This window comes from Rhodoligotrophos appendicifer (genome assembly GCF_007474605.1).
In the GTDB taxonomy this organism is placed as follows: domain Bacteria; phylum Pseudomonadota; class Alphaproteobacteria; order Rhizobiales; family Im1; genus Rhodoligotrophos; species Rhodoligotrophos appendicifer.
This window is the reverse complement of the sequence record NZ_VHKL01000002.1, coordinates 1-23090: the sequence shown is the minus strand read 5'-3', so window position 1 is coordinate 23090 and position 23090 is coordinate 1. Positions and strand designations below refer to the sequence as shown.

At 64.7% G+C, this 23090-nt stretch carries 22 protein-coding genes; 7 read left to right on the top strand and 15 right to left on the bottom strand.

Features of this window, described 5'->3' with window-relative positions; translation table 11 throughout:
• Positions 1-146: 146 nt before the first annotated feature.
• Both FKM97_RS04190 and FKM97_RS04185 read left to right on the top strand, forming a co-directional pair.
• A complete protein-coding gene (locus FKM97_RS04190) occupies positions 147-713 on the top strand; it encodes a sigma-70 family RNA polymerase sigma factor (protein ID WP_143957917.1) in 567 nt (188 codons plus the stop codon).
• The gene (locus FKM97_RS04185; RefSeq protein ID WP_143957916.1) at positions 710-1438 is read left to right on the top strand and encodes an anti-sigma factor; all 729 of its coding nucleotides are present in this window, start codon (positions 710-712) and stop codon (positions 1436-1438) included. Before FKM97_RS04190 ends, FKM97_RS04185 begins: the two co-directional genes overlap by 4 nt.
• Before the next feature lie 51 nt (positions 1439-1489).
• Here FKM97_RS04185 and FKM97_RS04180 read toward each other — a convergent pair whose 3' ends face one another.
• The 7 genes from FKM97_RS04180 to FKM97_RS04150 all read right to left on the bottom strand — a co-directional run bounded on the left by FKM97_RS04180 (position 1490) and on the right by FKM97_RS04150 (position 11580).
• On the bottom strand, positions 1490-2416 hold the full coding sequence (locus FKM97_RS04180) for a cupin domain-containing protein (RefSeq protein ID WP_143957915.1): 927 nt from the start codon (positions 2414-2416) through the stop codon (positions 1490-1492).
• Between the two features lie 22 nt (positions 2417-2438).
• Positions 2439-3929 (bottom strand): tripartite tricarboxylate transporter permease, encoded by a 1491-nt coding sequence (locus tag FKM97_RS04175; RefSeq protein ID WP_143957914.1) that lies wholly within the window; start codon positions 3927-3929, stop codon positions 2439-2441.
• The gene (locus tag FKM97_RS04170; RefSeq protein ID WP_170240737.1) at positions 3929-4381 is read right to left on the bottom strand and encodes a tripartite tricarboxylate transporter TctB family protein; all 453 of its coding nucleotides are present in this window, start codon (positions 4379-4381) and stop codon (positions 3929-3931) included. Before FKM97_RS04170 ends, FKM97_RS04175 begins: the two co-directional genes overlap by 1 nt.
• Positions 4382-4500: 119 nt before the next feature.
• Entirely contained in the window at positions 4501-5484 is a 984-nt protein-coding gene (locus tag FKM97_RS04165) for a Bug family tripartite tricarboxylate transporter substrate binding protein (RefSeq protein ID WP_143957912.1), read from the bottom strand.
• A 39-nt stretch (positions 5485-5523) separates the two neighbouring features.
• Positions 5524-6216 (bottom strand): GntR family transcriptional regulator, encoded by a 693-nt coding sequence (locus tag FKM97_RS04160; protein WP_143957911.1) that lies wholly within the window; start codon positions 6214-6216, stop codon positions 5524-5526.
• Positions 6213-7526: an iron-containing alcohol dehydrogenase gene (locus FKM97_RS04155; RefSeq protein WP_143957910.1), complete on the bottom strand. Its 1314-nt coding sequence runs from the start codon at positions 7524-7526 to the stop codon at positions 6213-6215. The genes FKM97_RS04160 and FKM97_RS04155 overlap by 4 nt, the downstream gene beginning before the upstream one ends.
• Before the next feature lie 400 nt (positions 7527-7926).
• Positions 7927-11580: a PAS domain S-box protein gene (locus tag FKM97_RS04150; RefSeq protein WP_144291627.1), complete on the bottom strand. Its 3654-nt coding sequence runs from the start codon at positions 11578-11580 to the stop codon at positions 7927-7929.
• Positions 11581-11776: 196 nt separating this feature from the next.
• Here FKM97_RS04150 and FKM97_RS04145 point away from each other — a divergent pair, with 196 nt between their 5' ends.
• Positions 11777-13027 (top strand): DUF418 domain-containing protein, encoded by a 1251-nt coding sequence (locus tag FKM97_RS04145; RefSeq protein ID WP_143957909.1) that lies wholly within the window; start codon positions 11777-11779, stop codon positions 13025-13027.
• On the opposite strand, the gene FKM97_RS04140 is transcribed toward FKM97_RS04145, so the two are convergent.
• Positions 13024-13914, bottom strand: a complete 891-nt coding sequence (locus FKM97_RS04140) for a LysR substrate-binding domain-containing protein (RefSeq protein ID WP_143957908.1) — start codon at positions 13912-13914, stop codon at positions 13024-13026. The genes FKM97_RS04145 and FKM97_RS04140 overlap by 4 nt on opposite strands.
• A 108-nt stretch (positions 13915-14022) precedes the next feature.
• On the opposite strand from FKM97_RS04140, the gene FKM97_RS04135 reads away from it, so the two are divergent.
• From FKM97_RS04135 to FKM97_RS04125, 3 genes are all read left to right on the top strand, one after another.
• On the top strand, positions 14023-14634 hold the full coding sequence (locus tag FKM97_RS04135; protein ID WP_143957907.1) for an NAD(P)H-dependent oxidoreductase: 612 nt from the start codon (positions 14023-14025) through the stop codon (positions 14632-14634).
• Positions 14635-14730: 96 nt separating this feature from the next.
• Entirely contained in the window at positions 14731-15090 is a 360-nt protein-coding gene (locus FKM97_RS04130; RefSeq protein WP_143957906.1) for a hypothetical protein, read from the top strand.
• Between the two features lie 156 nt (positions 15091-15246).
• Complete coding sequence (locus tag FKM97_RS04125; protein WP_143957905.1) at positions 15247-16083, top strand: alpha/beta fold hydrolase; 837 nt, start codon at positions 15247-15249, stop codon at positions 16081-16083.
• Between the two features lie 75 nt (positions 16084-16158).
• On the opposite strand, the gene FKM97_RS04120 is transcribed toward FKM97_RS04125, so the two are convergent.
• Both FKM97_RS04120 and FKM97_RS04115 read right to left on the bottom strand, forming a co-directional pair.
• Positions 16159-16629 (bottom strand): SRPBCC domain-containing protein, encoded by a 471-nt coding sequence (locus FKM97_RS04120; protein ID WP_143957904.1) that lies wholly within the window; start codon positions 16627-16629, stop codon positions 16159-16161.
• Complete coding sequence (locus FKM97_RS04115; protein WP_143957903.1) at positions 16619-16957, bottom strand: ArsR/SmtB family transcription factor; 339 nt, start codon at positions 16955-16957, stop codon at positions 16619-16621. The genes FKM97_RS04120 and FKM97_RS04115 overlap by 11 nt, the downstream gene beginning before the upstream one ends.
• Positions 16958-17111: 154 nt before the next feature.
• On the opposite strand from FKM97_RS04115, the gene FKM97_RS04110 reads away from it, so the two are divergent.
• Complete coding sequence (locus FKM97_RS04110; protein ID WP_143957902.1) at positions 17112-17906, top strand: GGDEF domain-containing protein; 795 nt, start codon at positions 17112-17114, stop codon at positions 17904-17906.
• Between the two features lie 6 nt (positions 17907-17912).
• Here the strand turns inward: FKM97_RS04110 and FKM97_RS04105 are convergent, their stop codons facing one another.
• The 5 genes from FKM97_RS04105 to FKM97_RS04085 all read right to left on the bottom strand — a co-directional run bounded on the left by FKM97_RS04105 (position 17913) and on the right by FKM97_RS04085 (position 22960).
• Positions 17913-18959 (bottom strand): MBL fold metallo-hydrolase, encoded by a 1047-nt coding sequence (locus FKM97_RS04105; protein ID WP_205014779.1) that lies wholly within the window; start codon positions 18957-18959, stop codon positions 17913-17915.
• 187 nt (positions 18960-19146) lie between these two features.
• Positions 19147-20145 carry an acyl-CoA dehydrogenase family protein gene (locus FKM97_RS04100; RefSeq protein ID WP_143957901.1) on the bottom strand — a complete coding sequence of 333 codons (999 nt, stop codon included), beginning with the start codon at positions 20143-20145 and terminating at the stop codon, positions 19147-19149.
• Positions 20142-21287 (bottom strand): acyl-CoA dehydrogenase family protein, encoded by a 1146-nt coding sequence (locus FKM97_RS04095; protein ID WP_143957900.1) that lies wholly within the window; start codon positions 21285-21287, stop codon positions 20142-20144. Before FKM97_RS04095 ends, FKM97_RS04100 begins: the two co-directional genes overlap by 4 nt.
• A gap of 49 nt (positions 21288-21336) precedes the next feature.
• Entirely contained in the window at positions 21337-22155 is an 819-nt protein-coding gene (locus tag FKM97_RS04090) for an enoyl-CoA hydratase-related protein (protein ID WP_205014726.1), read from the bottom strand.
• 43 nt (positions 22156-22198) lie between these two features.
• Positions 22199-22960 (bottom strand): SDR family NAD(P)-dependent oxidoreductase, encoded by a 762-nt coding sequence (locus FKM97_RS04085; protein WP_143957899.1) that lies wholly within the window; start codon positions 22958-22960, stop codon positions 22199-22201.
• Between the last annotated feature and the right edge of the window lie 130 nt (positions 22961-23090).

The following is a 23090-nucleotide window of genomic DNA, read 5'->3' as shown; positions in this document are numbered from 1 at the left end:
TTTGGCCGAATTGCTCGGCGGGTAGAGCGGATACACATGAGACTTAGGCTTGGATGCACGCCGCCTGAAAAATTTCTGCCTTGCGTGACAGCCCCCGCATTGCCTAAGTCGGAGCAGCCTTCATGTGAACGGTATCCATCCGGACGATGACGCCAACTCCGAGCCCCAAGCAGGCGGAAAAGATCAAGCTGACTGCCGCCTTGCAGCGATGCAGCCGGCGGGATCAGGCGGCGTTGCGTGAGATTTACGATGTGCTGGCGCCGCGGATGCTCGGGGTCGCCTTGCGCATGCTGCGCCGGCGGGATCTGGCCGAGGACGTGGTCCACGATGCGTTCCTGAAGATTTGGGAGGGCGCGGCCAGCTTCGACCCTGAACGTGGTGACCCCTCCACCTGGATGTTCGCGATCCTCCGCCATCGCGCTCTCAATCTTTTGCGCAACGAGTCCCGCACCGATCTGGTCCATGATGACCAGGTCGAGGACCAGCCTGCCGAAGAGCCGGACGCCGAGGCTCTGGTCGTTGCCCTGTCGGAGGCGAGTGCCTTGCGCCGGTGTCTCGACAACATTGAGCCCGCGCGCCGTCAGGCGATCGTCCTCGCCTATACACATGGATTGTCTCACGGCGAGCTGGCGGGGCGTCTGCGGGTTCCGCTCGGCACGATCAAGTCCTGGATCCGCCGCAGCCTCGTGGCTCTGCGGGAGTGCATGGCATGACCGAGGAGAGCAGGCAGCGCCTGGCGTCGGAATATGTGCTTGGTCTCCTGGAAGCCGAGGAGAACCGGCAATGCGACCGCCTGATGGCCGAGGATCGTGAGTTCGCGGCCATGGTCGAAGCGTGGCGCGACCGGCTGCGTGAGCTCGATGAGACGGCTGCGCCCGCAGAGGCCGATGCTGGACTGTGGCAGCGAATTGCCTCCGGCCTCGAATCCTCCCCTCGCCTCCATGCGACCGCCACACCTGCAGCCGAAACGCGTTCCGTGCGCAGATCATTCTCCGATTTCTGGGACAGCCTGGTCCTCTGGCGCGGCATCGGCATGGCAGCGACGGCCATCGCCCTCGTGCTTGCGGTCTCGGCACCGTGGCTCTCCTCCGACGCACAACGTCCCTCTTCGGTGGCCATCCTCATGGGCGAGGGTGATCGCCCCGCCGCCATCGTGAACGCCTTTGCCGACGGCCGCATCGAGCTCGTCCCCATCCAGACCATCGACGTCCCGGAAGGCAAGTCGCTCCAGGTCTGGACATTGTGGAACCGCAGCCTCGGCCCCGTCTCCATCGGTCTGCTCGACCGTATGCGCGGCACCGACCTTTCCGTCGGCGGGCTGCCGGCCCCGACGGAGAACCAGCTCTACGAGATCACCCTGGAGCCGGAGGGTGGGTCCCCCATCGGTCGTCCCACCGGCCCCATTCTCATGAAGGGCAACATCACCGGCGCCCTCTAATCGGCGCCGGACCCACGCGAACCCATCGGAGCACCCCGAAGGAGCCAGCCCTCAACCCGATGCTGCGCCCCCCGTCGCATCCTTCGGCATCGGATAGTCGTCATGGTTGAGCACCCATCCGTCCTTGAGGGAGAAATCCTCCCGCGGCGGGCAGAAGATGTCGATCAGCAGATTGTTGGGGCCGGTCATCTGCGTGGTATGGATGGTCGGCGGCGGAATGATCGCCAATGACGGCGACTTGCACACAAAATGCTCGTCCTCCTTCCAGATCGTCATGTCCGGGGTCCAGGGCCAGCGGAGATGATGGATGCACTCGCCTTCCAGCATCAGCGAACCCTGCTGGAAATCGTCGTGGTGATGCGGCGACATCTTGGTGATGTCTCGCGGCCCCTGCGGATAGAAGATGTTCACCATGAAGGTGCTTGAGCGCCAGATCCGTCCGAAGCGTCCGGTTTCCTCGGGCACGTCCAGGCTGTAGCTGCGAATGCGGTGGCCCTCTGCCGGATCCGGCCAGGCCTGCAAGGCCGGGACGTTGGGATCGGCTTGGCTATAGGATTCCCGGTTCAGGCAGGCCGCCGCGAGGTCGGTGGCCTGTGACGTGAACAGCCGCACGATCACGCCGCCCTGTTGCACCATGATTGTGCTGTCCCCGGGCGGCACGATGGTCAGCGAATAGCCTTCCAGCGCGACGGTTTCGTCGCCCCAGCTGACGGAGACCGCGGTGGAATGATCCGGCAGGATCACCATGTACTCATCGGCTTGATTGCGACGCTCCAGCACCGCGCCGTCCTTGGCGACACAATAATCGACGATGAAATTCTGCCCGCGCCCAAGCCAGCTCTGGTGCAGGTCGGACTGTTCCGAAGGGCCGGTTTCGTAGAACTTCAGGCAATCCGCACCGTGGTAGGCCGCCGGCACGGGTTTCTGGGCCGCGGTCTTGGTGTGCAGAGTCGAGCGAGGATCGGTGGCGAGATACATGGGGGGCTTCCTCCTTTGATGATCATTCCTTGAGGGCGATTTCGCGCCCGCGCCGGATGGCGGGCAGCAGCAGCGCGAGCAGCAGCACGATGGCTCCCGCCATGAGCACGCCGCTGATCGGGCGGGTGAAGAACACCGTTGGATCGCCGCGGGAAACCGTCAGGCTGCGGCGCATGTTCTCCTCCAGCAGCGGCCCCACGATGAATCCCAGCAGCAGCGGCGCCGGTTGAAGCTTGAGCTTGTAGAACACATAGCCGATGGCGCCGAAGATCATGGCGGTGAACACGTCGAAGGCGGAATTATTGACACTGTAGATCCCGATGCAGGCGATCGCCACGATCAATGGGAAAAGCAGTCGATACGGGACCGAGAGCAGCTTCACCCACAGGCCGATCATCGGCAGGTTGATCACCAGGAGGAACAGATTGCCCATCCACATGCTCGCGACCAAGCCCCAGAAGAGCTCGGGCTGCTTGGCGATGACCTGGGGGCCGGGCTGGATGCCGTGCAGGATCATGGCCCCCATCATGATCGCCATGACGGGGTTGGACGGAATGCCCAGAGTGAGCAGGGGGATGAACGAGGTCTGCGCGCCGGCATTGTTCGCAGCCTCCGGGCCGGCCACGCCCTCGACCGCACCCTTTCCGAAGCGGCTCGGATCCGTGGCCAGGCGCTTCTCGACCGAATAGGACACGAAGGAACTCAGCAGCGCCCCGCCCCCGGGCAGCACGCCCAGCATGGTCCCGAGGCCGGTGCCGCGGATCATCGCCGGCAGCCCCGCCTTGATCTGCGGCCATCGCGGCCAGATGCTGCCCAGCTTGGCCGTGAGCACCTTCCGCTGCTCCGGATGCTCCAGATTGGCGATGATTTCCGGAATGCCGAAAAACCCAAGCGCGAGCGGCACGAACTGGAGCCCGTCGAGCAGCTCGAGTCTGCCGAAAGTATAGCGTTCGGCACCTGAATTGATGTCGGTGCCGACGAACCCGAGCAACACCCCGATCAGCGCCAGGACCAGGGCTTCCACCGCCGATCCAGATGCGATCACCACGGCCGCGATGAGGCCGAAGATCAAGAGCGCGGTATATTCCGGCGAAGCGAATTGCTGGGCGAAGGCGCCGATGCTGGGGGCCGCCAGGGCGATGACCAGGGTACCGACGCAGCCCGCCATGAAGGATCCGGTGGCGGCCATGAACAAGGCCTCGCCTGCCCGTCCTTGTTTCGTCATCTCGTGACCATCGATGCAGGTCACCACCGACGAGGACTCTCCCGGGAGGTTGACCAGGATCGCTGTGGTGGAGCCGCCATATTGCGATCCGTAATAGACCCCCGCGAGCATCACCAGTGCCCCGAGCGGTTCGAGGCCGAAGGTGATGGGCAGGAGAATGGCGAGCGTCGCCAGCGGTCCGAGTCCCGGCAGCACCCCCACCAGCGTGCCAACCAATGCACCCGCCAGGCAGAGGCCCATATTGTCGAGGGTCAGGATCTGGGCGAAGCCGAGCAGGATATTGTCCATCAACCAAGCTCCGGCCAGACCTGCAGGGGCAGGCCGAGCAGCACCACGAACACGATGGCGGAGGCCGCCGCCCCCACGAGCGCCAGGATGAGCGTCTCGAGCAATTTGGCGCGGCCGGCATAGCTGGCCACGAACACGGTGCTGAAGACCGTGATGCCGAGACCGGCGCGGTCGATCAGCAGGGCGAACAGGCCGATGGCCAGGAAGATCATGAAGACTGGGCGCGGAACCGGCGGTTCGATGATTTCGACATCTTCATGCAGCGATTTCGCGACGATGATCCCGCCGAGCGCGACGATGAGCCACGAACAGACGATCGGCAGGAACCCCGGCCCCATGGCGGCCGCCCTGCCGAATTTGAGGCCTGAACCGAAATAGACGCCCGCCAGGCCGATGGCGATGACGAAGAGGCCGGCATAGAGCGGGCGCCTGTTCCTGATATTGAGTCGCACCGATGCGCCACCTTGTTCGATCGGATTTCATGGGCCGGCGGCAGCATTCCGCCAGCGCGTGTTGCGCCATGCATCGACCGGCCCGGCCGGTGGGCCGGGCTTTCGGTCGATGGCCGAGGCTACTCGGCGAGGCCGGACGCTCGCAACTCGGCGATGAGCGTCACGTTCCGGTCGAAATCGGCGGCGACGATGGCGGCATACTCCTCCGGCGTGCTGCCCATCGCCGTCAATCCGAGCTCCAGCAGCTTCTTCGCTGTCTCGGGTTGCCGCACGACCTCGGCGATCTCCCGCGACATCTTCTGAACGATGTCATTCGGAGTTCCCTTCGGCGCGAAGATCACCGTGGAATAGCCATCCGCATATCCCGGGGCGACGGTTTCGTTCAGGGTCGGGATGTTGGGCAGGAGGGCGAAGCGTTCCTGTGTCGTGACCGCAAGCCCGTTGACTTTTCCGTCTTCGACCAGCGCCCGCGCTGCTGGGGCCGAGATGATGCCCACGGCGGACTCTCCTGACACCAGGGCCGCGAGCGAGGGCGATTCGCCAGGATAGAAGATCGGCTGATACTCGATCTTCACCATCCGCCGGAAGCGCTCGAAGGCCATATGCGCGCTGCCCAGGGCGGCGTTGATCGCGATATTCACCTTGTCCGGGTCCTTCTGCGCATACTCGACGAAGCCCTGGATGGTGTCGAACGGCGCCTCCTTGCTGCCCACGAGCATCAGCGCTCCGCCCACGATCTGACTGACCGGGACGAGATCCGTCTTCAGGTCGAAATTTGCGGTTCCGGTGGCGGCCGCGGAATGAATGCCGTTGCTGGTGACCAGGAACGTGTACCCGTCCGGCTTCGCGCGCACCACGCTCGAGGCGCCGATCAGCCCGCTCGCACCCGGCTGGTTGTCGATGACGATCGTCACTCCCAGCCGCTGGGAGAGTTGCTCGGCGATCAGCCGGGCGGCGATGTCGGTCGAGCCGCCCGCCGGGAACGGAACCACGAACTTGATGGTCTGATCGGGATACTCGGCTCGGGCCTGAGGCGCGACGAGCATCACCGCGCAAAGGGCCAAGAACAAGACCCGCATCATTAGGGTGCATCTTTTTATCATAGCGTTCCTCCTCTAGTTTTTTTTGGGTACGGCCAGGCGTCAGAAACCTTGTTTCAGGCGCCTCCACGACTCCTCGATATGCGACCGCATGCTGCGTTCCGCGCCGTCGGCATCATGCCGGGCGATGGCCTCGACGATGGCCTGATGCTCCCGCACCGCGCTCTCCGTGATCCACGAGTGATAATACAGGCGGAAGATGTGCACATGCGCATGGAGCCGGGACAGGGCATCGGCGATGAGGTTGTTCCGTCCGGCGAGAGCGATCCGCGCGTGAAACTCCCCGTCATGCAGGGGAAAGCGGCCATGATTGCCCTGCGCCCCGCGCGCGACCTCCTCTGCCATCTCCGCGGCGAAGCGCTTCAGCGCTTCGATCTCTTGCGCCTCGATCTTGAGTGCCGCTTGTCGCGCGGCCGCCGGCTCGAGGAGCAGTCGGATTTCATACAGGTCCTGGAATTGCTCACGGGTGAGCTGGGGTGTCGCGCGATAACCGATCAGGTGGGTCTTCGTGACGAGCCCATGCGTCTCGAGCCGCCCCAGCGCCTCGCGAATGGGGGTCTGCGAAATGCCGAATTGCCGGGCCAACTCATCGACAGTGATGCGCGCGCCCGGCGGCAGCTTCAGCGAGATCAGCTGCCCGAGGATGAGGGCATAGGCCTCGTCGGCAAGCCCGACCGACCGGATCGGTCGGCTGTCGCCGTCCGTGGCAGCGAAACGGTAATCGCGGTCTTTCAAGATGATTGGATCTCCACGGACGGAATGCGACCACGTGCTGTCTCAGTTTGCAGCCTTGCGACCGAATGGACGGGGCCTCGCCCGTTCGCGCGGCCATCCGTCAGGGAGGTCCTGTCTCCATGATAGGCTGCCGTCAGGATGGTCTTCATGTCAGCGAGCTCGAGCGCGACCGGGTTGTTGTGAACCAGTCTCGCGGCCGTCATCGCCTGTTCTGCAGCCCACTCGATCCTGTCCTCTGGAAAGCCCAGTTCGGCGAGGGTGGCGGGGATGCCGATCTCCCCATAGAGCGCAGCCACCGCATCGATCGCGGCCAGCGCCAGGGCGTCCTGGCTGTCATCGGGCTCCACGCCCATGGCCTCGGCGATCGCAGCGAACTCCGCGGCGCGGGCCGGAAGATTGAAGGCCATCACATAGGGCATCAGCGCGGCGACGCCGATCCCATGGGCCGTATGTGTCAGCGCGCCGATGGGATATTGCAACGCATGGGCTGCGGCATTGCCGGCATTGGCGAAGGCCTGTCCCGCCAGCATGGCGCCATACATCATCTGCTCGCGCAGATCGAGCCGGGTCCCGTCCCCCACGACCCCGGCCAACGCGCCCGAGATCAACCTCACGGCTTCCAGCGCATGGTGGTCGCTGATGGCATTCTTGCCGACGAACACCCGCTCCAACGGCAGTCCGGCCTCTTCCGATCTGCGGATCGCAGTGAACGACTCGATGGCATGCGTCAGGGCATCGGCACCGGTCGCCGCAGTCAGCGAGGCGGGGCAGGAAAGCGTCAGCTCCGGGTCACAGATCGCAACACTGGGAATGAGGTGTGGATCTGAGACGCCGACTTTCAGAACTTTGTCGGGATCGGACAAAACGGCGACCGGCGTCACCTCCGACCCGGTTCCCGCCGTGGTCGGCAGGGCGATGATGGGCAGGACCGGCCCGGGCACTTTGAACTCGCCGTAATAGTCTTGCGGCCGACCCCCATGGGTGTGGATCAGGGCGGCCATCTTTCCCAGGTCGAGGCAGCTGCCTCCGCCGATGGCGACGATGCTGTCGGGCTTTATTTGGCGGGCCACTGACGCTGCATCCTCGACGCAGCTGGTCGGCACGTCGGGCAAGGTCCGGCTGAACACGGTCACGGCCACGCCCGCTCGAGTGACACTCTCGACCAGGGCGCCGAACACGGGATCGGATGCCAGGCGTTCGTCCGTGCAGATGAGTGTCCGCTGTCCGAAGCCGGCCACGATACGAGCGAGCAATGCGCGCTGTCCTGCGCCGAAATAGACTGCCTTGGGGCTGCGAAAAGTTCCAAACATCGGTCTCTCGGATGAACTTCGGCACGGAAAAGAGGGATCCGGGGCCGCGTTGGGAAACGAGCCCCGCGGTCCCCGGCCCGCCCCCGTCCGGATGAAGAGGCAGGCTACACTCGCGGTGCCGAAACGCAAGATAAAATCCTATAGGATATCTTATCTTATTCTGGAAGGGCGCAAATCTGGGAGGAACGGCGGCGGTACGGACCGCCGTTCCTCCCTTGAATCGATGGTTGCAATGGCGAGAGTTTGGGGGCGCTGACACATCGCAACTCATCGATGAACCCAGCGTCCTTCAAATGCGGAAGGCGGTCTGTGATCTTTGCCACATCGATGCGAAAATCACGCGAGCTCCTCAAGCGCCTGTCGCCGGCTGCGGTACGCGGGCACTCGCCAGCCTCCGCACTCAGCTTTCGAGGATGTCTCTGATCCGGCCCGCCAGCGCCTCCATGGCGAAAGGCTTGGTGATCATGGCCATTCCAGGCTCGAGAAAGCCCGAGGCCAGCGCCGCGTTTTCGGCATAACCGGTGATGAACAGGACCTTCAGCTCCGGCCTGACGAGCCGGCCGCCCTCTGCAACCTGACGGCCATTCAGCCCCGGGAGCCCCATATCGGTGATCAGCAGGTCGATTCGCCTCTTGGAATGCAGGATCTCCAGACCTTTGGTCCCGTCGCCGGCTTCGAGCGCCTGGTAGCCGATCTCGGTCAGCACCTCCACGATCAGCCCCCTGACGACGGGCTCATCCTCCACCACCAGGATCACTTCGCCCGCATGCCCGAAGGGCACCGGCTCCAGCTCCGATGCCGTCTCCTCCGGATCGTCCTCGCCGCGATGGCGCGGCAGATAGAGCTTGATCGTCGTCCCCTGGCCGATTTCGCTATAGATCCGGGCATACCCCCCCGACTGCCGTGTGAACCCGTAGATCATCGACAGCCCGAGCCCGGTCCCCTGCCCGATCGGCTTGGTCGTAAAGAAGGGCTCGAACGCCTTTACCGCGGTTTCCTTGTCCATGCCGATGCCGTTGTCGGTCACGCAGATGCACACATATTGGCCGGGCTTCACGTCACGCTGGCGGGCGGCATAGACGCTGTCGAGATGCGCGTTGCAGGTCTCGATCGTGAGCTTGCCGCCGTGCGGCATGGCATCCCGCGCATTGATGGCAAGGTTGAGGATGGCGCTCTCCAACTGGTTGGGATCGCATCGCGTGAGCCAGAGTCCGCCGGCAAGCACCAATTCGAGGTCGATTCTCTCCCCCAGCGTCCTCCGCAGCATGTCCTCCATGGAAGAGATCAGCGGATTGGACCGCACCGGCCGCGGGTCGAGGGGTTGCCGGCGCGAAAAGGCCAGCAGCCGATGGGTCAAGGCTGCAGCCCGGTTCGCCGAGGTCTTCGCACCGGTCAGCCAGCGCCGAAGATCGTCGACGCGGCCCTGGGTCAGCCGGGTGTCGATCATGTCGAGACTGCCGGTGATGCCCTGCAGCAGATTGTTGAAATCATGGGCGATGCCGCCGGTCAGCTGGCCGACCGCTTCCATCTTCTGGCTCTGCCTCAGCGCATCTTCGATCGCCCGTTGCTCCGTAATGTCGCGGCCCACGGCATGGATGCGGCCATTGTCGGGAACAGCCGTCCAGGCGAGCAGCCGATACTCGCCGTCTTTCGCGCGGTATCGATTCTCGAATGCCAGCGTGGTGGCCCCCGTCGAAAGCTTGGCGACTTCCGAGGCGGTGACCTCCAGATCCTCGGGATGGAGGAAATCGCCCAGGAGCCTGCCCACCATCTCCGCCTCGCTCCATCCGAGCAGCCTCTGGGCGGAAGGGTTGACGGCCGTGATCGCGCCGCTGAAATCGCAGACCAGCATGAGGTCCTGGCTGATCGTCCACAGCCGGTTTCGGTCCCGCGCATTGGCGGCCTCCGCCATCTTCTGGACATCGATATCGGTGTTGGTGCCGACCCAGGAGGTGATCCGGCCGCGGGCATCCTTCAACGGCACGGCACGCGCGAGGTACCAGCGGTAATGTCCCGCCGCGTCGCGCAGACGGAACTCGGTTTCATAGGTCGCTCCCGAACTCACGGAGCTTGCCCACCGCTGTGCAGCCAGGGGCAGATCGTCCGGATGCACGATCTGCGCCCATCCCTCGCCGAGGAGGGAGGCTTGTTCGGCACCGCTATAGGCATAGACCTGGGCGTTGAACCAGTCGAGAGACCCGTCCGCACGGGCGGTCCAGACCTGGTTCGGCATGTTCTGCGCCAGGGCACTGAACTGGGCCTCGCTCTTCTCCAACGCGAACTGCACCCGCCGGCGTTCGGTCCAGTCCTGGACGGCCCCCACCAGGCGGAGCGGATGTCCCTGTTCATCCCGCTCATATTGCGCCTTGCGGGCGATGATGCGCTCTTCGCCTGTATCCGCCCGGCGGATCCGGTACTCCACGTCCAGCGGCGCGGTCCCGGCGCGCCGTCTCTCCTCGTTCGAGACGACGTCGACGTCCTCCGGAACGATCAGCGTCTCGATCTCCCTTGAATCGAGGCTCTGGCAGGGTTCGAGGCCGAAGATCCGGCAGAATTCCGGTGTGCCCTGGATGATGTTGGTGGCCACGTCGATGGAGAACAGGCCAACGCCGCCGGCGGTTTGCGCCCGGCGCAACTGCTCCTCGGTGGCCCGCAGCGCCTCTTGCGCGCGATGTTGTTCCGTCCGATCGCGCATCAGCTTCACGAAGCCGACGGCGATGCCTTTGGCGTCCCTCAGCGGCCGCATCTCGCTGAGGCCCCAGAACTGATCGCCGGACTTCTTGACGTGCCAGCGCGCATCATGGGCCTGCCCTGTCTGCAGTGCTTCCAGCCGCTTCTGTTCCGGTCGTCCCGCCTGCCGGTCCTCTTCCGTGAAGATGATCGACATGGATTGGCCCAGCATCTCCGCCTCGCCCCAGCCGAGCATGTCGGCGGCGCCGGCATTCCACATGGTGATCATGCCGTCGAGATCAGTCGCCACGATCCCATAATCACTGGCGCTGTCCAGGATCTGGCGGTTTCGGCCCTCGCGCTCGCGCAACAGGCCCTCGGCGCCCACCCGCTGGACATGCGCCCAGGACCGTTCGGTAACCTCTCGGATGATGCTGATATCGTAATCCGACCAGGGCCTCACGGCGCTGTCATGCACCGCCATCAGGGCGATGAGCCGCCCCTCCTTGATCAGCGGCATGCACAGTGTCGAGGCAATCCCGATATTCTGGAACGCCTTGGCTTCTTCGGGCGGCAGCTCGGCCGAAGTATCGTTGATGACCAAGGGCCTGCCCGCGCGCAGCTCTTGCACGGCAAGCGTCCCGAAATCTGTGAGCTGGTAGTGGCCCACGATGGACGAGGAGCCTTCGGCATGCCAGTCGCCGCGGATGGTGAAGCCATCCTGATCATCATCCATGTCGGCATAGGCGCAGCTGGACACTTTCAGATGTTCTGCCGTCATGCGGGTGGTGATGCCCAGCACATCGTCGGCATCGGTCCGCCCGACGACGGCATGGCCGAGCGCGTCCAGGAACCGAAGCCGGGCTTCGCTGTTCTCCAGCGCCCGTTGCGCATGATGGGCCTCCGTCGTCTCCACCACGATGGCCAGGACCCCCACCGGGCTCCCGTCCTCGCTGGGCACCGGCGAATAGTCGAGGTCCATCCACACCTGTTCGGGCTGGCCGTTCCGGTCGAGCGTCAGCTCGAGATCCTTGTAGCTGAGCGTTTGCCCGGCGAGGCACACCCGCATCACATGGTCGTTGAAGCTGGCGGCCTCCCCCCAACCCTCCCGCACATTGGATCCCAGCAGCTTCTCGTCTCTCTGGCCGGAGAACTGTGCATAGGCGTCATTATAGATCATGACGCCCTGCTCGCCCCAAAGCAGCACCATGGGGATCGCGCTGCGGAGCATGAGGCTGACCGTGCCGCGCAGGATCGGCGACCAGTCGGAGATCGGGCCGATGGAGGTGGAGGCCCAGTCGAACTCTGCGATGCGACGTCCGAGTTCGCCGCAATCATTGAGAAAGGCGGACGTGGTCCCCTGCTGCGCCCCTTCCGGCTCCATCTTCACCACCTTCGTCTCGGGCCGGAGTCTGAGGAAGACGTCCTCCGCTCATGCGCATAGCCCAGCGCGCCACCCCCGCTGAACTGGAGCACAGGGCGGGAGTTCCCTGCGTTGCGAGGGGTTTGTTGCTCTGGCCCGGAAGTCCCGGTGTCGGACAGGGCCTGCCCTGTGTAATGATCCCCTGAGCGGAGGCGGCATGCCGTGGCGTATCCACCGCTCGCTTCTGCACGGAAAATCATGCTGGGGAAGTCTGATCGCACGCCAACCCGACTATGCGCCTCGGTTCGAGGGACTCGACGCTCTGCGAGGCTTGGCGTTGATGGGTCTCTTCTTCGTGCACATGTCCGAACTCTACTCACTCTACTGGGCACACCCGACCACCGTCCCGTTGCAACGCACCGTCCATGATGTCGTGTTCACCATGTTCGGCGGCAAGTCATTTGCTCTTCTGTCGCTGTGTTTCGGCGCTTCGTTCTTCATCATCATGGACCGGCAGGCGCAGCGAGGAAACGACTTCACTGTCCGTTTTCTCTGGCGTCTGGCGGTCTTGGGCCTGTTCGGCCTTCTGCATAGCCTATGGTACTGGAACGATATACTCGAAATTTTGGCCCTTATGGGCGTGCTCTTGCTGCCCATCTATCGGGTGAAATCCAATCTGGCCATTCTCGCTCTGGCGGTCTTTCTCCTGCTGCAGCCGCAGATGTGGATTCAGCTGGTGAGTGCCCTTGCCGGCGCCGAATGGGCCAACCGTCCCCCGGGCTACTGGAGCCTTGGCATCCCCCGCGCCTATCTCACCGGCAGCCTCCTTGAGACCCTGCGCACGAATCTCGCCTTCGGGCACCTTTTCAAGTGGCAGTTCATGTGGGAATCCGGTCGTCTCAATCAGATCCTGGGCCTGTCGCTCATCGGGTTCCTCCTGGGACGGATCGGCTTTTTCCAGCGGCCCGAAAGCTTCGTGCGGACGCGGCTCGTCTGTTTCGCCGTCGCCGTGATCGTCGCCCTGGGCCTCTATCTGGGGCGAGACCATTTGGCGGCACTCGTTCCCCAGGCCCGCCCCATGGTCATGCCGCGGGTCATCCTCACGACGATCCTCTCCAGCCTGCTGAACCTGAGCCTCATGGTGGTCCTGATGATGGGCTTCCTCATTCTCTATTATGGGCGCGGCCACCGGATACTGAACGCCTTGGCGCCGGCCGGGCGCATGACCCTCACCTTGTATGTGGGCCAGGCCCTGGTCTTCGTTCCCGTCTTCTACGGATTTGGCCTCGGCCTCCATGCGACCATGACCCAGACCTCGGTCATGCCTCTGGCCGCATCCGCCTTCGCCGCACAGCTTGTCTTCGCGCATATGTGGTTTCGCCATTTTCGCTACGGCCCCTTGGAGTGGGTGTGGCGCGCGGCGACCTTTTGGACCGTGGATGTGCCGTTCCGTCGGCGCCCCGCCTAGAGTTCCGTGACGTCGGCGGCCCTGAGCAGCCAGTCTCGGAAGCAGACGGCCTCCGGGCGGGCATGTTTGGGCATCACGATGTAGAACGATCTCTCGCTTTCGATGAACAGCTCGGTCCCGAAGGGTGCCATGAGCAGGCCGCGACTGAGATCGTCCTGCACGAGCGGCGCCGGAGACAGCGCGACACCCTGCCCGTCCAGGGCCGCATCCAGGGCCAGCGAGCTTTGATTGAACCGGATCCCGCTGCGCCCCCGGATCGACGATCCCGCCCGCTCCAGCCAGAGTGGCCAGAGGTCATGACTGTCATGCAGCAGCGTTGCATGCTCGAGATCGTCGGGACTGTGGAGCTGCGCTGCCACGCTGGGGTTGCAGATCGGAAACAGGCAGATCGGCATCAGCAGGGTCGCGTCCAGAGCGCGATCGAACGGCCCGTCCGTCAGGCGCACGGCGAGATCCGAGGTGCCCTTCGACCCCAGCGGTTCCAGCTGCTCGGAGGCCAGGATGCGGACCTCGATCTCGGGGAACTCGGTGGAAAACTTGGCGAGCCTTGGGATCAGCCATTTGGCGGCGAAGGACGGTGTCACGGTCACCGTCACGCAGGCCCGACCTCCCGCCCGCCGCCCGGTGTCGAACGACGCGGACGCCGTCGCGATCAGTGCGAAGGCCCGCCGGATCGGAGGATGGAACGCATGCCCCTCCTGGGTCAGGCTGAGACCGCGCGGTCCGCGCTCGAACAGCATCACGCCGAGGTTTGCCTCCAGGGCTCGCACCTGCTGAGCGACGGCCCCATGCGTGACGGCCAGCTCCTCGGCGGCCAGTCTGAAGTTCAGCAATCGCGCGGCGGCGTCGAAGGCGCGGAGCGCGCCGAGGGGCGGCAGTCGTGTCATGGCCAAGCCTGTAGCAGAACTACAGGCAGGAGGCAGTCGATTTCCATGGTGGCGGCTGAGCCATGTCTCTATCTAACGCCCAGCACATGGCGAATGGAGAGAACAGCAATGGCGATCGATGAGAGCGGAGCGCGGCGGGTCCTCTTCCTGCTGTCCAGTGGCAGGGGTGATGGCAATGCCGAGTTGCTCGCCCGCCGTGCGGCGGCGTCTCTCCCCCATGACGCAGAGCAGGTCTGGTTGCGCCACTCGGATTATCCCCTGCCGGAATACGTCGACATGCGCCACACCGAGGCGCTCCACCAGCCCATGGTGGAGAACGCGCGGATCCTGCTCGAGAAGACCCTGTGGGCGACCGACCTCGTCTTCGTGGCACCCGTCTACTGGTATTCGGTTCCTGCCAGTTCGAAGCTCTATCTTGACTACTGGGCCAACTGGCTGCGCGAGCCGGGCGTCGATTTTCGTGCGCGCATGGCGGGCAAGACATTCTGGGCGATCACCGTCCTCAGCGAGCGGGAGCTTCACCAGGCAAAGCCCCTCCTGGGGACCTTGCAGCTCTGCGCGACCTATCTGAAGGCCTCCTGGGGCGGCTCCATGGTGGGCTTTGGCAACCGTCCTGGGGACGTGGCGGCGGAGGCGGCCGCCCTCGCAGATGCGGACAAGCTGTTTTCGGCGCGCACCGATCTCGCCGGCGCCTTCGCCGAGGCCGCTGTCACCCGCTGATCTTCAACAAACTCTTGCGAGCCACGTCCGGCCAGCCTGTCACGAGTGTCACTCCGGGCGTGACTTCGCGGCAGGCCGGTCCTAACCTGCACGGCCATGTCACACCTCGCTCCGCTGGTGCTTCTCGCCGCACTGGCTGTTCCCGAACCGGCCAGGCCGATGCGGGACGTCATCATTGAATTGCCGACCGAGGCGGTCGTCTCCCGATGCCGCACCATCGGCGGGCTCATGACCACTGTCCAGAACCGGCCGGTATGCCTTCGGATCGAGAAGAGCAAGGGCGTCTGTACCCTGCTGGTGACCCCGAAGCTCTTTGCCTTCACCCCGTTTCGTGATCTTTCCCTGGCCGAGGCCATGCGCATGTGCCGCGGCCAGGAAGGCAGCGCCATCCCCCGCGACGACAATCGGCGACCCGTCGCCGCTCCTCGGCCTGCGGAGACGTACACCAAGGTCTAGCTCTCCTAGCCGCTCGTATGGGCAGGTAATCCGATTGTACGGTTTTCCCGGCGTCATCATCCTGGCACCATCATGACAACATCTGGCGCAGCAGAGTGCGGCGGCGATGGACCAGTTTCCTCCCGGAAAACCACGAGACGTGAGAAAGGGATACCTATGCCGATGGTCACAACGAAGGACGGCGTCGACATCTATTACAAGGATTGGGGTTCGAAGACGGCCCAGCCGATCATGTTCCACCATGGCTGGCCGCTCTCCGCCGACGACTGGGATACCCAGATGCTGTATTTCCTCGGCAAGGGCTTTCGCGTCATCGCCCACGACCGTCGCGGCCACGGTCGCTCGGCCCAAGTCAGCGACGGCCATGACATGGACCATTATGCCGCCGATGCCGCGGCGGTGGCCGCACATCTCGACCTGCGCGAGGCCATCCATATCGGCCATTCCACCGGCGGCGGCGAGGTGGCTCGTTACGTGGCCCAACATGGCGAGCCCCAGGGCCGCGTCGCCAAGGCGATACTGGTGAGCGCGATACCACCGCTCATGGTGAAGACCGCGAGCAATCCCGGCGGCACCCCCATCGAAGTGTTCGACGGCTTCCGGGCTGCCCTGGCCGCCAATCGTTCCCAATTCTATGTCGACGTGGCCAGCGGCCCGTTCTACGGCTTCAACCGGCCGGGTGCGAAGATCTCCCAGGGTGTGATCGACAATTGGTGGCGCCAAGGCATGAACGGCAGCGCCAAGGCTCATTACGAGGGGATCAAGGCGTTCTCCGAGACCGATCAGACCCAGGATCTTCAGGCGATCTCGGTGCCAACCCTGGTCGCTCATGGCGACGACGATCAGGTCGTGCCGATCGACGACGCATCCCGCCTCTCCGTGAAGCTCTTGAAGAACGGTACGCTGAAAGTCTACCCGGGCTTCCCCCATGGCATGTTGACGACCCATGCCGAGGTGCTCAATCCGGATCTGCTGGCGTTCATCCAGGCCTGAGTCGGCGACCAAGACAGGGCGGCCGGCCACGCTTGGACGGTCGCCCCAACTCGTGAGATCTTAGCTGAACCCGGGTTACACCGGTCCTTCGACGAGCTGCGCGAGCTGGTTGATCGCTGTCCCCCACCCCTCCTGGAACCCCATCTCTTCATGCTTGCGGGAGTCGGATTCGGTCTTGTGCAGGACACGGGCCGAATACTGGGTGCCCTTCCCGACGGCCTCGAAACTCATGATCGCCGTCAGCGCCAACCACGGCTCGATCGGCTTCCACCCTGCGCTCATCACTGTCGTAAAGGCGAGGCGCGCTTCCGGAATGACCTCCAGGAAGCACCCGTTGACATGGGGTTGGAAGGCGCCGCCACCCTCGCGCATCAGCGTCTCGAACCCGCCGCCGGGCCGGAGGTCCAGCGTGATCACCTTGCATTCGATGGGCGCCGGGATCCACCATTTTTCCAGATGTTCGGCCGTGCTCCACGCCGTCCAGACCCTCGCGGGCGGCGCATTGATGTAACGCGAAATGGTCAGTTCGTGATCTTCAGCCGCCATCGTCCATGCTCCTTGGCATCTGCAATTCGACATAATCGGCAAGCCGGTCAGCACTGGCCTGCCAGAGCGCGCGTTGCTGGGACAGCCAGCCTTCGGCGGCCGCCAGCCTGTCGCTGTTCACCCAGCAGGTGCGGACGCGACCGACCTTCTCGGATCGGATCAGGCCGTCTGTCTCCAGCACCCGAAGATGTTTTAAGAAAGCGGGCAGCCCCATGGCGAAGGGCGCAGCCAGTTCCTTCACCGGGGCCGGGCCGCGCACGAGGCGGCTGACGACCGCGCGTCGCGTGGGATCGGCCAGGGCATGAAATGCCGCATCGAGGGAAGCCATATAGTTTTCCATTTGGCGAACTATATCGAAACTTCGCCTTTTGGCAAACTAATTTTCAGACCAGCGCGCGACGCGTCCGGAGGGGGCAGCGGGCCGCTCGAATTGCAAGCAAGCTCCACATTTCCTATCTTAGCTCCTCAGGAGTGAGGTGCTTGTGCGTAGATTTTCAGAGCTGGTCACGAATCCCATCGTTCGCGACGAATCCGCTCTGCTGCCCTTCGTGGCGCGCATCATGCTGCTGGCGGTCGCGATCGCCTTGGCTGCAGACGTCACCAATCAGCTCATCTTCTTTTCCGATTGGCAGGCCGCAATCCGTTCATGGGTGATCACGGTCATTGTGGCGGGCGGCATTGCCGGACCGATCGCCTATACGATTGGCCGCTCTCACATCGCACTTTGGAATGCGAAGCTGGAGGTGGAGAAGCTGAGCCGGACGGATCCGCTGACCGGCCTGCCGAACCGGCGCGCGCTCCTGGACGATCTCGATCGGACGCCCTTCGCCTATATGATCTTGGCGATCATCGACATCGATCATTTCAAGCTGATCAATGACACGCACGGCCATCGCATCGGCGATTATGTGCTGAAGCTCTTTGCCGATCGCATGTCCAGGGAGTTTGAGGGCCTTGGCATCCTCGGGCGAATGGGCGGCGACGAATTCGCACTCCTGGTCAAGGATGGTCCGCCGCAGGACATTTACGACCGGCTGAATGCCTTCTGCAATCGCCACGGGCCGGTCCCGTTGGTTGCCGAAGGGGTGGCCGTGCAGGTCACCATATCCGTCGGCGCCGCGATCCGCACCGGTCGGTCCATCGACAGCCTCTATACCGAAGCCGATCGAGCGCTCTACAAGGCCAAGGCGTCTGGTCGGAACTGCGTGTCCGTGTCCGACGACCTGGCCTCGATTCTTCAATCGAAATACGAAGCTCCCCCGTCTTTGGCGGTCTGAGACCCGCTATCCGGCCAGCACGACCCTCATCCGTCCGTCCATGGCCCTCTGCCAGACCAGTTCGCCGGTCCGCACCATGCTGTTCACATGGGCATGGGTCTCGCTGAACGCGAAGCTCATCTGGTGCGGATCGAGCGGCCGTGTGAACAGCACGGGCACCAGGTCTGCGATCGACTTCGCCCCCTGCCGGCAGGCCTCGGCGATTCTCCGGCAGCGTTCCTCGTGATGCGCCGCCAGTTCCCGGCACCGCGCCTGCAGACCGTAGAAGGGCAGCTGATGTCCGGGCAGCACCAGCGCCTCGGGATCGATCCGCTCCGCCAGACTTCGCAAGGAGCGCAGATAGAGACCCAGCGGGTCTCCGTCCGGGTCGACCTCCCAGATGCTGATATTGGGCGTAATCTTGGCCAGCACCTGGTCGGCCGCCAGGAAGATCTTGTCGGCCGCACAGGACAGCATGATCTGGTCCGGGGCGTGGCCGTCCCCCATCAGCACGTCGAAATCCCGGCCACCGATCCTCAACACGTCACCGGCGACGACCCGCGAGAAGGTCGGCGGCAGCGGGGTCACCATCCTCAGATAGTCGTGCCCCTGGGTGGCCACGAGATCGGCCGTCTCGGTCGCCATTCCGTGGCGGAGATAGAACTCCCGATAAGGCTGCGCCTCCAGCGATCCGGGCTTCAGCGAGATGTTCAGGCAGCCGAGATAGCAGCTGAGGCTGGTCAGCAGCGGCAACCCGTAGCGCTCGCAGAGCCACCCTGCGAGGCCGATGTGATCGGGGTGGAAATGCGTCACGATCAGCCGCGTCAGTGGCCGCCCGGCCAGCGGCCCTTCCACCAGCTTCTGCCAGATCTCTCGTGTCGGATCATTGCCGATGCCGGTATCCAGCACGGCCCAGCCGTCGCCGTCCTCGATCAGGTAGATGTTCACATGGTCCAGGCGGAACGGCAGGGGAATGCGGGTCCAAAGCAGTCCTGGTGCTACTTCGCGCAACTCACCGAACCCTGGCGGCTCGGGAAAGGGATAGATCATTCCGGGCGTTTCCGCCGGTGACATCGCCGTCTTCTGCACTGGTCGAGGATCTCCGTAAGGTGGGGCTGGGCATCCCGGCCGACGGGGTCGGGGCCCAAAGTCTCCCGCAGGATAGCGCGCTGCGTTCGGAGCTTCTAGGCCGGGGTGACCCGAGAGGGAAGACCTTTACGTCAGCGACACCATGCTCCAGCACCTTGCGAGGTGCGCGCCTTCACCCCGCCGCGGCCTCTTGAGCCCCGATATCCGCCCCGACGATCAACGGCCACAGCCCGCCTGCGCCGGCGGCGGCTGCGGCGCGGCCGACAGTCTCTGCTGCAGCGCTCTGGCGCCCCCAATCGTCCCGCCACATCCATAATCGCTTGGTAAAATGATGCAGCATGTGCTCCTCGGTGAAGCCGATCGCTCCGAGCACCTGATGGGCGTGCGCCGCCACCAACGTTGCCGCGCGCCCGGCCTGGGCCTTGACCACGGCCGCATCGAAGGAGCGGCACGCACCCGCATCCGCCAGGCCGAGGGCCCCGGTCAGCGCCGCCCGCGTCACTGTGATCTCTGAGGCCATCTCCGCGATCATGAACTGGATCGCCTGGAATTTGCCCAGCGGCCGTCCGAATTGCTGGCGCGTATTGGCATGGTCGATGACGATGCTCTGGACGCGCTCCATGGCGCCCAGCATGGCGGCGGCCGTCAGCAGCCCGCCACCGAGTGCGAGCTCTTCGGGCCAGTCCTCGAGGGACAGGGCCTCCGGCAGCGCGTTCACCTCCAGAAATATCCGGGGCGGGCCGGCCAGGTCGGCGACCGGCTCCAGGCCTGCGATCGGATAGGCCGAAAGCCTGAACCCGTCCCCGTCTGGCCGGCGCGCCAGGAGGATGGTCGCCCCCTCATACCAGGCAGCATCGAGGGGCGCTGCGGGATCGAGCGGGATCGCGGCGACCGTCGCGGACCCGGCATGAGGGCCGCCGAACCGGCTTGCGAGCAGGATCTCGACGATTGGACCCGGGGCGGCATGGAATCCCCAGCTCTCGGCGATGACCGCAGCCTCGGACCAGCTGGCTTCGATGCCCCCCTGTTCGGCGTCGGCCATGGCCAGAGTGAGACCCGTGTCCTGGAGCTCGGTCCAATAATCCGACCCTTCGGCCTGACCGGGCTGTTCTGTGTGGCGGGCGAGGAACCGGGTCGTCGTATCGGCAAGCAGTCTTGCGGTATCGTTCATCGCAGGCCGAGCTCCTTGGCAATGATCCCCTTGAGGATTTCGCGCGTCCCGCCGCGCAGGCTGAAACAGGGCGCAGTGAGGATGCCCTCCGCCAGCGCCGCCTCCACGGCGGATCCGCCGCGCCGGGGCCGACCGTCGAGCAGCTTGCGGGCGACTTCCGGCACTGCCTGCTCCATCTGCGTGCCGAGGTCCTTCATGATGGTCGCGATCCCCCCCACGCGCTCGCCTCGCTCCAGCCGGCCCGCGATATCGAGCGACAATTGACGGATCGCCGAAAGTCGCGCCACCAGCGTGCCGATCTCGATGGCTTCGTGCCGGTCAGGCTCGGGGCCCACGGCCTCCACCAGCAGGCGCAGCAGGCCGAATGTCGACAGGAATCTGTCCGGGCCCGACCGCTCGAAGGCGAGCTCCTCCGTGACCAGCCGCCAACCCTCCCCCTCCTGGCCGAGCAGGTGATCATCGGCGACGAAGACTTGGTCGAAAATCACTTCGTTCAACTCATGGACCCCGGCCAGGGTGATCAGCGGTCGCACGGCCACGCCCTGGGCCGACATGTCCACGACCAGCTGCGACAGGCCGGCATAGCGGTCGTCACCGCGGGGCGAGGTGCGGCAGAGGACGATCATGTACTCGGCGTGCTGGGCGTTCGTCGTCCACACTTTGCGGCCATCGAGGAGCCAGCCGCCGTCGGTCCGGCTCGCCTTGCTCCGGATCGAGGACAGGTCGGACCCGGAATCCGGCTCGCTCATGCCGATCCCGAAGGTGCAGCGGCCGGCCGCGATCTCGGGCAGGATCTTCTGACGCAGGCTCTCCGCGCCGTTGCGCAGGATCTGGGGTCCGCTCTGGCGATCGGCGATCCAGTGCGACCCGAGCGGCGCGCCGCCCGCGAGAAGCTCCTCACAGACCACCAGCCGTTCCAACGCCGACCGCTCATGGCCCCCATACTGCTTCGGCCAGGTCATGGCAACGAAGCCGCGCGCGGCCGCCCTTATCGAGAACGCCCGGTTCCATGTGGTCCAGCTCTGCTGACCGATCTGGATATGGCCCGCCCGCTCCTCCTCGGCGATGAAATCCCTCACCTCGGCTCGCAACACCGCCATATCCGACCGCGCCCGGCGTCCATCCTCTACGGAGTTCAACATCGTATCGGCCCGCATCCTTGTGACTGCAATTGGTTTGGCTGCCCGAAACTCACGCCGCCGGATCCTGGCTCTCACGCCGGAACTGCCGGAAATCCGGCTTGCGCTTTTCCATGAAGGCGGATGCGCCCTCTGTCATTTCCGGACCCCCCGCCATCCGGATCAAGGCCTGTTTGGCATGTTCCATGGCCGGGCTCAACATCTCCCACCAGACATTGGACGTGATCTTGCTGAGCTCCAGATAGGCCGGGCTCTTGTCCAGAAGTTCCTCGCACCAGCGCTGCACTTCCGCCTCGAGTTCTCCAGCCGGCACCACCTTATTGATCCAGCCCAGGTCGAAGGCCTCCTGCGCGGTGTATTGCCGGCAAAGATAGCAGACCTCCCGCGCCTTCTTCTCACCGATCGTCATGCCCAGCAGGTTCGTCGCCCCGAACACCGGTGAGCTGCCGATCCGCGGCCCCGTCTGTCCGAAGCGGGCATGCTCGGCGGAGATCGCCAGATCCGAGCAGATCACGATCTCGTTGCCGCCGCCCATGGCGAAGCCGTTGACCGCGGCGATCACCGGCTGCGGGATCCTGCGCATGGCGGTCAGCAGCTCATGGGCCGCATCGAACAGCAGCCGTCCCTGCTCGGTCGAGAAATTCGCGAGATCCCCAAGGAAGCCGCCGGCGGAGAACGACTTCTCCCCCGCCCCCGTGATCACCACGACGCCGATGCCCTTCTCATGGCCGAAAGCCTTGAACGCAGCGGCCAGCTCCGAGAACGTCTTGTGATCGAGGGCATTGAACCGGTCCGGCCGGTTGATGGTGATCCAGCCCACCATTCCCCGGCGCTCCACCAGGATGTCGTCATAGACCTGTTCGCCCGTCATCGATCCTCCGCTGCTGTCATGTCCGGCTTGTCGCCGCGCCGGTTCAGGTCACCCACTGCCCGCCATCGACCACCAGATGCTGGCCCGTCATGAAATTCGGCTCCACCGTCGCCAGGAAGACCACCACAGCGGCGATGTCCTCGGGCACGCCCAGCCGCCGCAGGGTGATCCCGGCGCTCAGCTCCTCTTCCCGGGCGGCGATCAAGCCGGCGGTCAATTCCGTCTTGATGATACCCGGGCAGATGGCATTCACGACGATCTCGGGCCCCAGCTCCTTCGCCAGCGACTTGGTCAGGCTGAGCACCCCGCCTTTGGCCGCCGCATAGGCGAATTTGCTCACCGCGCTGGTGACGCCGCCGGTGATCGCGTTCAGCGACGCCATGTTGATGATCCGCCCAGCGCCGTGCGCGCGCATGATGGGGGTCACGGCCCGGCACCAGCAGAAGCAGCTCTTCAAATTGACGTCGATCGTCGAGCTCCACTCCTCCTCGCTAATCTCCATCAGTCCCTTGCCCATCGTCCGTCCGGCATTGTTCACCAGCACGTCGATCCCGCCCAGCCTGTCGCGGATCGCGCTCGCTGCGTGCAAGCTGGCCGCGAGGTCCGTAACGTCGGCCTGCACGGCGATCGCATCCGCCCCGAGCCCTCGTGCGTCCTGGGCCGTCGCCTCTGCCGCCTCGGCAAGCAGGTCCACCACGCCGACGTCGAAGCCCTTGGCCGCCAGCGCCAACACGCAGGCCCGCCCGATCCCGCGAGCACCTCCCGTGACCACCGCCACCGGGCGACGTCCTGAAACCGGGCTCATGTCGCCACCAGCCTGAAGCGGGGAATGCTGACCCCGTCGGGGCGGTCGTCCCACACCACCTCCACCGGGCATCCGATCTCCAGCGCATCCAGCGGCGCGCCGACGATGTTCGTGATCAGCCGCACCCCGC